We start from the raw sequence: 13,513 nt of genomic DNA on the forward strand, positions 1-13,513 counted from the left end.
CCGTGAAAACACCGAAGGAGACCGCCATGTCCGAGAGACTGAATTTCGCCGCCGCCGCGCCCGAGGCCTATAAGGCGATGTTCGGCGTCAGCCAGTATGTCGCCCAGTCCAGCATCGAGCACAGCCTCGCGGAGCTCGTGAAGATCCGCGCCTCGCAGATCAATGGCTGCGCCAATTGCCTCCATATGCACACGGCCGATGCGCGCAAGGCCGGCGAGAGCGAGGAGCGCATCTATCTCCTGTCCGCCTGGCGGGAATCGATGCTCTACACCCCGCGCGAAAAGGCGGCGCTCGCCTGGACCGAGGCGCTGACGCTGCTGCCGCAGAGCGGGGCGAGCGATGCCGACTATGCGCTGCTCGCCGAACATTTCTCGCCGCGCGAGCAGGTCGACCTGACGCTGGCGATCAGCGCCATCAACAGCTGGAACCGGCTTGCGGTCGGCTTCCGGACGGTGCATCCGAATGAGAAGAAGGCCGCGCGCGCCGCGGCGTAAGCCTTGCGACCGAGGCCTGCGGATCGACGATGAGCGAAGCTTCTGCGATCGAATTCGAGCGCGATCGCCCGTTCCTGACGGGTCTCGCCTATCGCATGCTGGGCTCCTTCGCCGATGCGCAGGACATCGTCCAGGATGCGTTCCTGCGCTGGCACGGCGCGGCCAAGGCGGATATCGCGAACCGGCGCGGCTGGCTCGCGACCGTCGTGACGCGGCTCTGCCTCGACCGGCTCGGCTCCGCCCGGGCGCGGCGCGAGAGCTATGTCGGCGCCTGGCTGCCCGATCCCGTGGTGGAGACGCTCGCCGCGCCCGAGCGCGAGGCGCCGGATGCGCGCATCGATGCGCCGGTCGCGCTGATGCTGGCCATGGAGCGCCTTTCGCCGCTCGAGCGCGCGGCCTTCGTGCTGCATGACCTTATGGATATCGAGATGGGCGAGCTCTCGGCCGCGCTGCAGCGCAGCGAGGGCGCCTGCCGGCAGCTTCTGATGCGGGCCCGCGCCCATGTCGGCGAGCCGAAGGCGCGCTTTCCCGTCGCCACGGAGGAGGGCGCGCGGATCGCCGCGGCCTTCTTCGCCGCGGTCGAGACCGGCGAGGTCGGCCCGCTCCGCGATCTCCTCGCCGAGCAGGCGGTGATGATCAGCGATGGCGGCGGCAAGGTCATCGCGACGCTCAACCCGGTCCGCGGCGGCGACAAGGTCTATCGCTTCTTCCGCGGCATCGCCGCCAAGCGCCGTCCGGGCCGCTGGTCCTGGTCCGGCCCGCTCACCGTCTCGGGCCTCCCCGGCTATGTCGCGATCGACGCGAACGGCATCCTGCACACGACGGCCCTCGACATCGAGAACGGCCGCATCACGGCGGTCTATACCGTGCGCAATCCGGACAAGCTTAAGGGGCTGGGGGAACTTGCCGCCCTGCAGACCGGCAACGCGCGGTGAACAACGCCATCCGCCAGAGCAGTTCGAACCAACCAGGCGTCCGCTGCGGCTTGTAACCAGCCGATCGGAACGCCGTGCCGAACTGCAGCCGCTATTGGCTCGGATCGCCTGAGAGCGCGGTGTCGAGGTCTACCTTCAGCTTGCGGTTCGGTGCCATGGGGTGGTCGATGATGCAGTTCTGGCCGAGTTGCCACGCATAGGCGCCCGTGTATCCGCAGCCTGACGGATGGATGTCGGGGTAGGGCGGGCCGGGAACTGGGTGTGGGGCCGTCGTTGCCACTTTGAAGGCCCAGATCCTGGTGGTGGAACGGAGCTTGTGCACCTCGGCGGCGAAGGTGTGAGAGCAATAGACCCCCGCCTGAAACCGATTGTGTTCGACAGCGTCAACCCAGTTGGCAACATAGTCCTGCTGCCTTGAGGTGAACGGTTTCCCGTTCTCTAGGTCGAGATAGACAAAGCTGCCCGCGGGAAATCCGGCTGTCGCCATCAGGTGGCACGCGTCGTTCCCATCGATCGTCCCCTGAGGTCCTGAGGTATGATGACTGCCCGAGCCGGTCACCTGTTGGCCGACATAGATGGGGGCAAATCCCCAACCTTGACCGGCGAGGGGCGCACGATTCGTCATCCAGCCCGAACTCGGACGGCTCGGAGCCGGCGCCAGATAAAACCCCGTCCATTTGAAATTGGTGTTGGCCTTCAGCCAAGCCATTTCCGGCGTGCCCGGATAGGCCAATACGTCAAATCCCGCAAAACCAGTCATAACGCCTCCTGCAGCGCTCTACCTATTCGCGAGTAATGATCATATTGTAAAATCTATAGTTGTATATGGCCAATCGGAACGGCATTCGCTCCCGCTCGCGGCGCTCCAAATACAAAGCGAGGCGCCAAGGGCGCCTCGCTCGTACAGTCTCCAGAGAATAGAACGGCTACTCGGTCTTCAGCGGTACCTTCGGCACGAGGCCGCCGCGCTTGGGCGGGCTTTTCTCCGCTGCTGGCTTGGCCGGGGCCTTCGCCGTGGCGGCCTTGCGCTTCGGCTTCGCGGCCTTGGCCTTCGGCTCTTCGGGCTCCGGCTTCGGGGTCACCGGGCCGTCCTCGATCGGATCGAGGTGGAGGATGTCGTCGCCATCCTCGCCCTTCACCACCGTGACCTTGACCGTGCCGCCCTTCTTGAGCTTGCCGAACAGGACCTCATCCGCCAGCGGCTGCTTGATATATTGCTGGATGATGCGGCCGAGCGGGCGGGCGCCCATCTGGCGGTCGTAACCCTTGCGCGCCAGCCAGTCGACGGCGTCGGCCGAGAGGTCGAAGGTGACGCCACGATCGGCCAGCTGGGCCTCGAGTTGCAGCACGAACTTCTGCACCACCGAATGCACGATCTCGATCGGCAGATTGCCGAACTGGACGATCGCGTCGAGGCGGTTGCGGAATTCCGGCGCGAACAGGCGGTTGATCGCCTCCTGGTCGTCGCCGTCGCGTTCCGAGCTCTTGAAGCCGATCGCCGGCTTGGCGAGGTCGGCCGCGCCCGCATTGGTCGTCATGATCAGGATGACGTTGCGGAAATCGACCTGCTTGCCGTTGTGGTCGGTCAGCTTGCCGTGATCCATGACCTGCAGAAGGATGTTGAACAGGTCCGGATGGGCCTTCTCGATCTCGTCGAGCAGCAGCACGCAATGCGGATGCTGGTCGACGCCGTCGGTCAGCAGGCCGCCCTGGTCGAAGCCGACATAGCCGGGCGGGGCGCCGATCAGCCGCGAGACCGTGTGGCGCTCCATATATTCCGACATGTCGAAGCGGATCAGCTCGACGCCGAGGCTGGCGGCCAGCTGCTTCGCCACTTCCGTCTTGCCGACGCCCGTGGGGCCGGCGAAGAGGTAGGAGCCGATCGGCTTCTCGGGCTCGCGGAGGCCCGCCCTGGCGAGCTTGATCGCCGAGGTCACCTGCTCGATCGCCTTGTCCTGGCCATAGACGACACGCTTCAGCGTCGTCTCGAGGCTCTTCAGCACCTCGGCGTCGTTCTTCGAGACGGTCTTGGGCGGGATCCGCGCCATGGTGGCGATCGTATCCTCGATCTCCTTGATGCCGATCGTCTTCTTGCGGCGGCCCTCGGGCAGCAGCATCTGCGAGGCGCCGGACTCGTCGATCACGTCGATCGCCTTGTCCGGCAGCTTGCGGTCATGGATGTAGCGCGCCGACAGCTCGACCGCCGTCTTGATCGCGTCATTGGTGAAGCGCACGCGGTGGAAATCCTCGAAGTAGGGCTTCAGCCCCTTCAGGATCTCGATTGCGTCCGGAATCGTTGGCTCGTTGACGTCGATCTTCTGGAAGCGCCGCACCAGAGCGCGGTCCTTCTCGAAGAACTGGCGGTATTCCTTGTAGGTGGTCGAGCCGATGCAGCGGATCGCGCCGGAAGCGAGCGCCGGCTTCAGGAGGTTCGACGCGTCCATCGCGCCGCCGGAGGTGGCGCCGGCGCCGATCACGGTGTGGATCTCGTCGATGAACAGGATCGAGCCGGGATAGTCCTCGATCTCCTTGACGACCTGCTTCAGCCGCTCCTCGAAATCGCCGCGATAGCGCGTTCCGGCGAGCAGCGTGCCCATGTCGAGCGAGAAGATGGTCGAGCCGGCGAGTACGTCGGGAACGTCGCCTTCGACGATGCGCTTGGCGAGGCCTTCGGCGATCGCCGTCTTGCCGACGCCGGGATCACCGACGAAGAGCGGGTTGTTCTTCTGGCGACGGCACAGGATCTGGATCGTGCGCGCGATCTCGCTGTCGCGCCCGATCAACGGGTCGATCTTGCCCTTGCGGGCCTTGTCGTTGAGGTTGACGCAATAGGCCTCGAGCGCATCGGCCTTCTTCTTGCCGCCCTCGTCGCGGCTCTCGACCGTGGCCGCGTCGTCGTCGACGCCGCGCACCGGCCGGCTCTCGTTCATGCCGGCCCGCTTGGCGATGCCATGCGAGATGTAGTTGACCGCGTCATACCGCGTCATGTCCTGCTCCTGCAGGAAATAGGCGGCATGGCTCTCGCGCTCGGCGAAGATGGCGACGAGCACATTGGCGCCCGTGACTTCCTCGCGGCCCGACGACTGGACATGGATCACCGCGCGCTGGATCACGCGCTGGAAGCCAGCGGTGGGCTTGGAATCCTCGTCCGGCCCGCGGGCCAGATTGGCGAGCTCGGTGTCGATATAGTCGATCAGGCTGCGGCGCAGCATGTCGAGATCGACATTGCAGGCGCGCATCACGGCGGCCGCGTCCTGATCCTCGATCAGGGCGAGCAGGAGATGTTCGAGGGTTGCGTATTCCTGATGGCGCTCGTTTGCGAAAGCGAGGGCCTGGTGGAGTGCCTTTTCGAGGCTTCTGGAGAATGACGGCACGGCTCGGACCTCACTTCCTTTCCATCACGCATTGCAGCGGATGCTGGTGTTTGCGCGCGAAATCCATCACCTGCGTGACCTTGGTCTCGGCCACCTCATAGGTGAAGACCCCGCATTCCCCCACGCCATGCTGGTGCACATGCAGCATGATCTGAGTCGCCTCGTCGCGGCTCTTGTTGAAGAACCGCTCGAGCACGTGCACCACGAACTCCATCGGCGTGTAATCGTCGTTGAGCAGCAGCACGCGATAAAGGCTCGGCCGCTTGGTTTTCGGCCGGGTCTTCGTGGCGATTCCGATGCCGGTATCGCCATCGTCAGATCGACGGATGTCTTTGCTCATCAGGTTTCGATCGCACGTCGGTGAGGAAAATCCTGCCGGTAATCTCGCTGCAGCGCAATCGCTTAGTTTGACGATTTGGCGACAATGCCCGGCGGGGCTTCAGGGGAACGTCTCGGCTATATGGGATGCGTTGCACCGCTTGGAAAGAGCGGCCGGCGCGCGGCGCTCATGTGGCGGCGATCGCGTGGAAATAGCTGCCGGAAACGAGGCCGCGCCGGCCGCCTTCCGGGCCGATCGGTTCGCCGCGGGCATCGAAGAGGCTGGCGAAGGGTGCATCCTCGCCCCGCTCGAGCAGCGTCGAATAATGGAATTCATGGCCGCGGATCGTCGCGCCTTCCCCGCCGAGCGGACCGGGAGCGGCGAGGATCGCGCTGCGATAGCCGAGGTGCAGCCGCCGCGTCGCGAAGGAGGTCGTGTGCGAGAGGAGCCCGGCCATCGCATGGCTGTCGCCCGAGCCGTCGACCAGCGCCCGGCCGAGCACCATGTGGCCGCCGCACTCGCCATGGACCGGCCGTGTCTGCGCGAAGCGGCGAAGGCCGGCCAGAAAATTGCGCGCATTGGCGATCCGGGCCGCATGCAGTTCGGGATAGCCGCCAGGCAGCCAGCAGGCGTCGCAATCCTCCGGCGGCGCCTCGTCCGCCAGCGGCGAGAAGGGCAGGATCGTAGTGCCCGCCGCCTGCCAGCCCGCCAGGAGATGGGGATAGATGAAGGAGAAGGCCGCGTCGCGGGCGAGCGCGATGCGCTTCCCGGGCGGCGGCAGAGCGGGGCCGGTCGCCGCGGCTTCGATGCGCGGCGGCTCGGCCAGCGCGACGAGCGCGTCGAGATCGACATGGGCTGCGATCTGCCCGGCGATGACGGCGATCTTCTCGCCGAGATCGTGCTGCTCGTCGGCCTGGACGAGGCCGAGATGCCGCTCGGGCAGGGCGAACGTGGCGTCACGGGGCAGGGCGCCGAGCACGGGCAGGCCGATCGCGTCGATGGCGTCCGTGACGAGGCGCCGGTGGCGCTCGCTGGCGACCCGGTTGAGGATCACGCCGGCAACGCGCACGCCCGCTTCATGCGCCCGGACACCGCGCAGCAGCGCCGCGACGGTCTGCGACTGGCCGGAAACGTCGACGACGAGCACGACGGGCAGGGCAAAGCGCGCCGCGAGGTCGGCTGTCGCCCCGCGCCGGCCCGGCGCGCCGCCGGCACCGTCGAAGAGGCCGAGCGCGCCCTCGATCACGACAAGGTCGGCATCGGCGGTCGCGTGGCGCAGGAGCGCGTCGAGCAGGGGCGGCGGCATGGCCCAGCTGTCGAGATTGACGCTCGGCGCGCCACTCGCCGCGCGGTGGAAGGCGGGGTCGATATAATCCGGTCCGTTCTTGGCCGCGCGAACGCGCAGGCCGCGCGCTGCGAGCGCCGCCAGCAGGCCCGTCGTCACGATCGTCTTGCCTTCGCCGGAGCGCAGCGCCGAAAGGATGAAGCCGCCGGCGCTCACCGCGTCTCGCCCGGCGAGGCGCCGCCGCGGAACTGGCGGACATAATCGGTGCTGTAGAGCGCGCTTGTCGTGCCGTGGCCCGTGCCGAGCGCGGGACCGACGAGGACGAGCGCGCTGCGGCGGATGTCGAGCCCGTCTATGGCGGCGGCGAGATCGGCGAGCCGCGTCTCGACGACGCGCTCGTCCGGCCAGCTGGCGCGGAAGACGATCGCGGCCGGGCAGTCGGGTCCGTAGAAGGGCAGCAATTCGGTCTGGATGCGTTCGAGGGCATGGACTGCGAGATGGATCGCCAGCGTCGTGCCCGTGGCGGCGAAGGCGGCGAGCGTCTCGCCCGCCGGCATTTTCGAGGCCCGGCCGGAAATGCGGGTGAGAACGAGGCTCTGCGCCACCTCGGGCACGGTGAGTTCGCGCTTCAGAACGGCCGCCGCCGCGGCGAAGGCGGGCACGCCCGGCGTCAGCGTATAGGGAATGCCGAGCTTTTCGAGCCGGCGGATCTGCTCGGCGACGGCGCTGTAGACGGAGAGATCGCCCGAATGCAGCCGCGCCACATCGAGGCCGGCGGCATGGGCGGCGCGATACTCCGCCTCGATCGCGTCGAGATCGAGCGGCGCGGTATCGACGATCCGCGCGTCCTTCGGGCACCAGGTGAGGATCTCCGGCGCCACGGTCGAGCCGGCATAGAGGCACACCGGGCAGCGGGCGAGCAGGTCGCGGCCGCGCACGGTGATGAGGTCGGCCGCGCCGGGGCCGGCGCCGATGAAATGGACGCTCACGCGCGCTGTCCCGCGCTGGTCGCCAGCGCACAGGTCGCGCCGCCGGCGATATGACGGCCGACGAGCAGCACCGAGGCATCGCCCGCCGCCGCGAGGGCGGAGGCCTCGGCGACGGAGGGGACGCCGAACAGCGCCACCACGCGCTCGGACCGCGTCAGCGTGCGCGCGCCGGCGGCCTTCAGCTTCTCCGGCGGCACGAGCACGAGCGGGCGGCCGAGCTGTGCCGCCGCCGCGACGATGCCTTCCTCGCCGCCCTTTTCGGCGGGCGCGGCGATGAGCGCGAGCGCCTCGGCGCCGAGCGCCGTCTCGCTGAGCGCCGCGTCGATCGCCGACAAGACGTCCGCAACCGACGCCCCGCGCCGGCAGCCAATCCCGGCCACGATCATGCGTTCGATGTCCTCACGGCGCATCCTCTCACGGCTTGGTCCAGCTCCATTGCAGGATCGGCCGCGCCGGCTCCCAGCCTGTCTTGCCGCCGAGCGGGCGGGCGCGGTCGATGGAGATGCGGATCAGATGGCCGCCGACACTGGCATGAAGGCCGAGCAGCAGCGCCTCGGATTCGAGCGTGACGGCGTTGACGACGAGGCGGCCATGCGGCAGCAGCGCGGCCCGTGCCGCCTCGATCACACCGCCCTCGGTGAGCCCGCCGCCGATGAACACCGCATTGGGCGGCGGCAAGCCCGCCAGCGCATCCGGGGCGCGGCCCAGCACGATCTGGAGGTCCGGCACGCCGAAGGCGAGGGCGTTGCGCAGGATGCGGTCGGAACGGTCATCGTTCGATTCGATCGCGATCGCCCGCGCCCGGCGATCGGCCAGCATCCATTCGATGCCGATCGAGCCCGAGCCCGCGCCGATATCCCAGAGCAGTTCCCCCGGGCGCGGCGACAGAGCGGCGAGCGCGATGGCGCGGAATTCCTGCTTGGTCAGCTGGCCGTCGGTCTCGAAGAGTTCGTCGGGCAGGCCGGCCGAGCGCGCCAGGATGCGGGCGCCCGGCCCCGCATGCGCCTCGATGGCGAGGATGTTCAGCGGATGGACATTGTCGATGTCGAAGCCGGCCGCCGTGGCGGTGCGGATCGCCTCGTCGCGCCCGCCGAGCGCTTCGAGCACGGTGAGGCGCGATCGGCCGAAGCCGATGCGCGAAAGCAGCGCGGCGATCTCCCAGGGCGCGGATTCGTTCGAGGTCAGCGCCAGGATGCGCGCGCCCTCGAAGAGATGCGGCTTGACCAGATCGATGGAGCGGCCATGCAGCGACAGCGCCACCGTATCGGCCAGCGGCCAGCCGAGCCGGCTCGCCGCCAGGCTGAAGGCCGAGGGCGCCGGGACGACCAGCATCTCGGCGAGCGGGATCTGGCGCAGGATCGTGTTGCCGACGCCGAAATGGAACGGATCGCCCGAGGCGAGCACGGTGACGCGCTCGCCGCGCTTGGCGATCAGCGGCGCGATGTCGAAGGGCGTCGGCCATTCGATCGCCTCGCGCTTGATGACGCTACGCGCCAGCGCGATGTGCCGTGCACCGCCGAAGACGAAATCCGCCGTCTCGATCAGCCGCCGGGCGATCGGCGATAAACCATAGACGCCGTCCTCGCCCATGCCGACAATGGACAGCCACCGCTCCCTTACGGCAGTTTCCCCGCTCACCCCTGCATTCCCCCGAACCCGTGACGCCAGACCGACATGACACTCGACATCCTCGTCCTCGGCGGCACGACGGAAGGGCGCGAACTGGCGCTTCGGCTCGCCGGGGATCGCCGCTTTCGCGCGATCCTCTCGCTGGCCGGACGCACGTCCGAGCCGCTCGCCATCCCGCTTCCGACGCGCATTGGCGGCTTCGGCGGCGCCGAGGGATTGGCCGACTATATAGCGGATAATCGAATTCGCGCGCTTGTCGTCGCGACGCATCCCTTCGCAGCGCGGATCGCGGTAAACGCCGCCTTGGCGGCGAAGCGGACCGGCATCCCGGCGATCCGTCTTCTGCGCCCTGCCTGGGTGAGGCAGGCCGGCGACGACTGGCACGAATTTCCCTCGCTCGAAGCCCTCGCCGATGCGCTCGGACCCGCGCCGCGAAAGGTTTTCGTCACGGTCGGGCGGCAGGAGGCGCATGTGTTCGAGCGCGCGCCGCAGCACCATTATCTCTTCCGCTCGATCGACCCGATCGACCCGCCCTTGCGCCTGCCCCGAGCCGCCTTTCTGCTCGCGCGCGGTCCCTTCGCCGTCGAAGACGAAATGGCGCTGATGCGCGCGCAGGGCATTGAGATCCTCGTCGCGAAGACCAGCGGCGGCGAGGCGACCTACGCCAAGATCGAGGCGGCGCGGCGTTTGGGCATCCCGGTCTATCTCGTGGCCCGGCCGGCGGCGGCCGACCTTGCGGAGGTCGGCTCGGTGGATGCGGCGATGGATTGGATCGAGGCCCTGATGCCTTGATGAGAGTGCAGCCAGTCCCACCCACTCTGCCGTCATCCCGGCGCAAGCCGGGATCCATGCAGCCGGAGCATGGCGCGTTTGGATAAGGAGCACGGCTGAATCCCGTGTCGAGCCCGGGATGACGGAGCTTTGTTCGGTCAGGCCGTGAATCGTGCGCAGCTTCCGACAAGAACCAAACGGCTCGAAACGGCCCTTCAGAGCGGCAGCGAGCGCGGCGTGTAGACGAGGGGCTCGAGACCCGGCCGCTCGACGATGCGCGTCTCCGTCGTGCCGATGATGATGAGCGTCGCCATGTCGGCCAGCGCCGGGTCGGCCCGCTCCAGCGGCACGATCGTCACGCGCTCGTCGCTGCGTCCGATCGCGCGGCCGAAGATCACCGGCACATGCGGGGGCAGGGCGGTGCGCAGAATGTCGAACGCTGCGCCGAGCTGCCAGGGCCGGGCGCGCGAGATCGGATTGTAAAAGGCCATCGCGAAGCCGGCGCGCGCCGCCGCGTCGAGGCGCTTCTCGACCACGGCCCAGGGCTTCAGATTGTCGGAGAGCGAGAGCGCGCAGAAATCATGGCCGAGCGGCGCGCCGACGCGGGCGGCGAGCGCCAGCATGGCCGTGACGCCGGGGTGGATCGTCACCGGAAGGGTGCGCCAGGCCGGCGGCCCCGCCTCGATCGCCTCGCAGACCGCGGCGGCCATGGCGAATACGCCGGGATCGCCGCCGGACACGATCGCGACCGTCGCGCCCGCTGCCGCCCGCTCCAGCGCGGCGCCGGCCCGCGCGATTTCTTCGCGATTGTCGGATGGGACGAGTTCCTGCCCGTCGCGTGGCGGCACGCGGTCGAGATAGGGCTTGTAGCCATAGACCGCATCGGCGCTTTCGAGCGCCGCGACGGCGTCGCCGGTCAGGAAGCGGGCCTCGCCCGGGCCGAGACCGATGACCAGCACACGGCCGGTCATGCCGAACCTCCGTCCCAGCCGGGGACGAGCACGATCGAGAAATAGGGCGCGCTGTCATCCGTCTTGGCGCTCAGCGGCAGTGTCGTGGCGACGGCGGTCGTCGCACGCTCGACATAGAGCGCGCGCTCCAGCCGGCCGGCCGTCGCCAGCGCACGGCGGACCTTGGCGAGGTTGCGGCCGAGCTTCATCACGATCGCCGCGTCGCAATCGGCGAAGCGGCGGGCGAGTTCCGCCTCGTCCAGCGTCCCGGGCAGGATCGCCGTCACGTCGTCGCCTTGCGCGATCGGCACGCCCGCGCCCGACCAGGCACCGGACATGCCGGTCACGCCCGGGATCACCTCTGCCGGAAAGCGCGGCGAAAGGCGTGTGTGGATGTGCATATAGGAGCCATAGAACAGCGGATCGCCTTCCGAGAGCACCGCGACCGTGCGTCCCGCTTCGAGATGCGCCGCGATCGTCGCTGCTGCCTGCTCGTAGAAAGCGGCGAGCGCGTCGCGGTAGCGCGGATCGTGGCGGTGGATCTCCGTCGTCACCGGATAGAGCAGCGGCAGTTCGGCGACGCCTTTGAGCCGGTCGGCGACGATGGCGCGGGCATTGCTCTGGTTCCCGGCCTTGGCGAAATAGGCGACGATATCGGCGCGCTCGATCGCGCGGACGGCCTTGAGCGTCAGGAGCTCCGGATCGCCGGGCCCGACGCCGACCCCGATCAGGCGGCCGCCTTCGCTCATAGTGCGTCGCTCGCGATCGCGTTCACGGCGGCGGCCGCGATCGCGCTGCCGCCGAGGCGGCCGCGCACGACGAGATAGGGAATGCCGGCGCCATGGGCGGCGAGCGCATCCTTCGATTCCGCCGCGCCGACGAAGCCCACGGGCACGCCGATGATCGCGGCCGGGCGCGGCGCGCCGGCGTCGATCCGGCCCAGCAGGTGGAAGAGGGCGGTGGGCGCATTGCCGATCACCACGAGCGCGCCCGCGAGGCGCTCGCCCCAGAGATCGACGGCCGCGGCGGAGCGCGTCGTGCCCTGCTGCGCGGCGAGATCCGCAACGGCGGGATCGTTCAGCGTGCACAGCACGGGGTTTTCGGCGGGGAGGCGGCGGCGCGTCACGCCGCGCTCGACCATCTCGGTATCGCAGAAGATCGGCGCGCCGTTCTGCAGGGCGGCGCGCGCGGCCTCCGCGAGGCCATGTCCGAAGGCGACATCGGCGGCGAGCGGCACCAGCCCGGCGGCATGGATCATGCGCACGACGATATGCGCCTCGGCTTCCGAGAAGCGGGCGAGATCGGCCTCGGCGCGGATGATCGCGAAGGAGCGCTCATAGATGGCGCGCCCGTCACGCAGATAGTCGAGGTTGCCGCCTGTCGCGTTCCCGGCCGTCACTTCCGCTTCCGTCCTTCCGTGTCCCGTCCACCCCTGAACCGAGCAGGACGTCTTCGATCGCCGCGGCGCCGAGCCGCCGGAGCACCAGAGCGGATGCCTCGTCCGCGATCCGCGCCTGCGCGACGGCCGCGGCGAGGCGGCCCAGGCGTCCGGCGATCTCTTTTGCCGGCACGATTCCCCGTGCGGGGTCGCGCGGTCGTCCCTCAAGCACGATTGCGAGGGCGTTGTCGAGTGCGGCGAGGCTGATCGCCGCCGCCTCCGGATGCGCGCAGCCCTTGGCGCAGCCGGAAACATGCAGCGCGAACGAGCCGTCGAGGAGGTCGGGCACGGCCGCGGCGAGCTCCGCGGCGAGGATCCGCGTCGGCAGCGCTCCGGAGGCGCAGCCGGCCGAGCCGGCGCAGGCGAAGACGGATTGGCGTGGATCGCCGGCATCCGTGATGAAGCCGAGCCGCTCCGCCGCGGCGCGGATGGCGGCACGTGCGGCGGCCGGGCCGGCGAAGAGCAGCCGTCGGTCCGGCGCCGCGGCGATGGCGGCGATGCCCGCTGCACGTGCCGTGGCCGCGAGTTCCGCGAGTGGCCCGGCCTCGGCCTGACCGAAGGGGAAGGCGATCATGGCGAGGTCGCTTGCCGTTTCCCTCCCGTCCCGCGCCGCGGTTGCGGCAGACGGATCTGCGAATTCCGGGTGGCCGCCAAGGATCGCGGCGAAGGCTGCGTCGTCATGGATGCCGGCGGCGCCGGAGAGGCGCGCGAATTGGCCATAGCCAGCCAGCTGTTCCAGCAGCGCGAAGGCCGCTTCGGCGGCAGCGTCGACCGGCACCGAGCCGAGGCGGCGCGCGCTGTTCTCGTCGCCGCCGATCGCAAGCTCGGCGCGCCCGGCGCGAAAGGCGATGCGGATGTCGCCGTTGAGTCCCCGCGGCGCCTGGGCCGTGCCGAAATCGAGCGTCAGCGCAATCTTGGGCGCGAGCCGGGCCGAAAGGCCGCTTTCCGTGAGACGCGCGCGGAGCACCTCGGCAAAACCATGTGCTACCGCGACGTTTTCGGGCGGCAGCAGCGGGTCGGCCGAGATGGGCGGGCCGTCGGGCAGGTCGAGGCCGAGATCGGCGAGGGCGGCGGCCAGCGCCGGCCCGCCATCCTCGGCGAGGCCGCGAATCTGCCAATTGCCGCGCTTGGTGATCTCGACCAGGCCGTTGCCATGCGCCGTCGCCGCACGGGCCAGTCCGGCCAGTTGATCCGGCGTCAGCGGCGTCAGCAGCGGCGGCAGGCGCGCAAGGCAGCCATCGCCGGTCGGCATCGGCACGGCGAGCGTCGGACAGGCACGGCGCGGGGTGATCGCGTTGACCATGCAGACGGTGTGGTCCCGATGCGGCG

14 protein-coding genes are annotated in these 13,513 nt (G+C 69.1%); 3 read left to right on the top strand and 11 right to left on the bottom strand.

Annotation, left to right across the window (positions count from 1 at the left end):
- Positions 1-26: 26 nt before the first annotated feature.
- Positions 27-494, top strand: a complete 468-nt coding sequence (locus GGR25_RS16765; protein ID WP_183399975.1) for a carboxymuconolactone decarboxylase family protein — start codon at positions 27-29, stop codon at positions 492-494.
- A gap of 29 nt (positions 495-523) precedes the next feature.
- Positions 524-1,429 (top strand): RNA polymerase sigma factor SigJ, encoded by a 906-nt coding sequence (gene sigJ / locus GGR25_RS16770; RefSeq protein WP_183399976.1) that lies wholly within the window; start codon positions 524-526, stop codon positions 1,427-1,429.
- Positions 1,430-1,520: 91 nt separating this feature from the next.
- Here sigJ and GGR25_RS16775 read toward each other — a convergent pair whose 3' ends face one another.
- From GGR25_RS16775 to cbiE, 7 genes are all read right to left on the bottom strand, one after another.
- Positions 1,521-2,189 carry a glycoside hydrolase domain-containing protein gene (locus tag GGR25_RS16775; protein WP_183399977.1) on the bottom strand — a complete coding sequence of 223 codons (669 nt, stop codon included), beginning with the start codon at positions 2,187-2,189 and terminating at the stop codon, positions 1,521-1,523.
- 166 nt (positions 2,190-2,355) lie between these two features.
- Entirely contained in the window at positions 2,356-4,803 is a 2,448-nt protein-coding gene (gene clpA / locus GGR25_RS16780; protein WP_183399978.1) for an ATP-dependent Clp protease ATP-binding subunit ClpA, read from the bottom strand.
- A 10-nt stretch (positions 4,804-4,813) separates the two neighbouring features.
- Complete coding sequence (gene clpS / locus GGR25_RS16785; protein WP_183399979.1) at positions 4,814-5,143, bottom strand: ATP-dependent Clp protease adapter ClpS; 330 nt, start codon at positions 5,141-5,143, stop codon at positions 4,814-4,816.
- Positions 5,144-5,309: 166 nt separating this feature from the next.
- A complete protein-coding gene (locus tag GGR25_RS16790) occupies positions 5,310-6,623 on the bottom strand; it encodes a cobyrinic acid a,c-diamide synthase CobB (protein ID WP_183399980.1) in 1,314 nt (437 codons plus the stop codon).
- Positions 6,620-7,396 carry a precorrin-4 C(11)-methyltransferase gene (gene cobM / locus GGR25_RS16795; RefSeq protein WP_183399981.1) on the bottom strand — a complete coding sequence of 259 codons (777 nt, stop codon included), beginning with the start codon at positions 7,394-7,396 and terminating at the stop codon, positions 6,620-6,622. Before cobM ends, GGR25_RS16790 begins: the two co-directional genes overlap by 4 nt.
- Entirely contained in the window at positions 7,393-7,782 is a 390-nt protein-coding gene (locus GGR25_RS16800) for a cobalamin biosynthesis protein (protein WP_183399982.1), read from the bottom strand. Before GGR25_RS16800 ends, cobM begins: the two co-directional genes overlap by 4 nt.
- 28 nt (positions 7,783-7,810) lie before the next feature.
- Complete coding sequence (gene cbiE / locus GGR25_RS16805; protein ID WP_343068096.1) at positions 7,811-9,034, bottom strand: precorrin-6y C5,15-methyltransferase (decarboxylating) subunit CbiE; 1,224 nt, start codon at positions 9,032-9,034, stop codon at positions 7,811-7,813.
- A 36-nt stretch (positions 9,035-9,070) separates the two neighbouring features.
- On the opposite strand from cbiE, the gene GGR25_RS16810 reads away from it, so the two are divergent.
- A complete protein-coding gene (locus tag GGR25_RS16810; protein WP_183399983.1) occupies positions 9,071-9,817 on the top strand; it encodes a cobalt-precorrin-6A reductase in 747 nt (248 codons plus the stop codon).
- Positions 9,818-10,011: 194 nt separating this feature from the next.
- Here the strand turns inward: GGR25_RS16810 and GGR25_RS16815 are convergent, their stop codons facing one another.
- From GGR25_RS16815 to GGR25_RS24780, 4 genes are read right to left on the bottom strand one after another with little or no spacing between them, the layout of a single operon-like run.
- The gene (locus GGR25_RS16815; RefSeq protein WP_183399984.1) at positions 10,012-10,767 is read right to left on the bottom strand and encodes a precorrin-3B C(17)-methyltransferase; all 756 of its coding nucleotides are present in this window, start codon (positions 10,765-10,767) and stop codon (positions 10,012-10,014) included.
- Positions 10,764-11,495, bottom strand: coding sequence for a precorrin-2 C(20)-methyltransferase (locus GGR25_RS16820; protein ID WP_183399985.1), 732 nt, complete (start codon positions 11,493-11,495; stop codon positions 10,764-10,766). Before GGR25_RS16820 ends, GGR25_RS16815 begins: the two co-directional genes overlap by 4 nt.
- Complete coding sequence (locus GGR25_RS24775) at positions 11,492-12,145, bottom strand: precorrin-8X methylmutase (RefSeq protein WP_343068097.1); 654 nt, start codon at positions 12,143-12,145, stop codon at positions 11,492-11,494. The genes GGR25_RS16820 and GGR25_RS24775 overlap by 4 nt, the downstream gene beginning before the upstream one ends.
- On the bottom strand, positions 12,099-13,487 hold the full coding sequence (locus GGR25_RS24780) for a precorrin-3B synthase (RefSeq protein WP_246409867.1): 1,389 nt from the start codon (positions 13,485-13,487) through the stop codon (positions 12,099-12,101). The genes GGR25_RS24775 and GGR25_RS24780 overlap by 47 nt, the downstream gene beginning before the upstream one ends.
- Positions 13,488-13,513 lie beyond the last annotated feature (26 nt).

This window comes from Kaistia hirudinis, from assembly GCF_014196455.1.
Lineage (GTDB): Bacteria > Pseudomonadota > Alphaproteobacteria > Rhizobiales > Kaistiaceae > Kaistia > Kaistia hirudinis.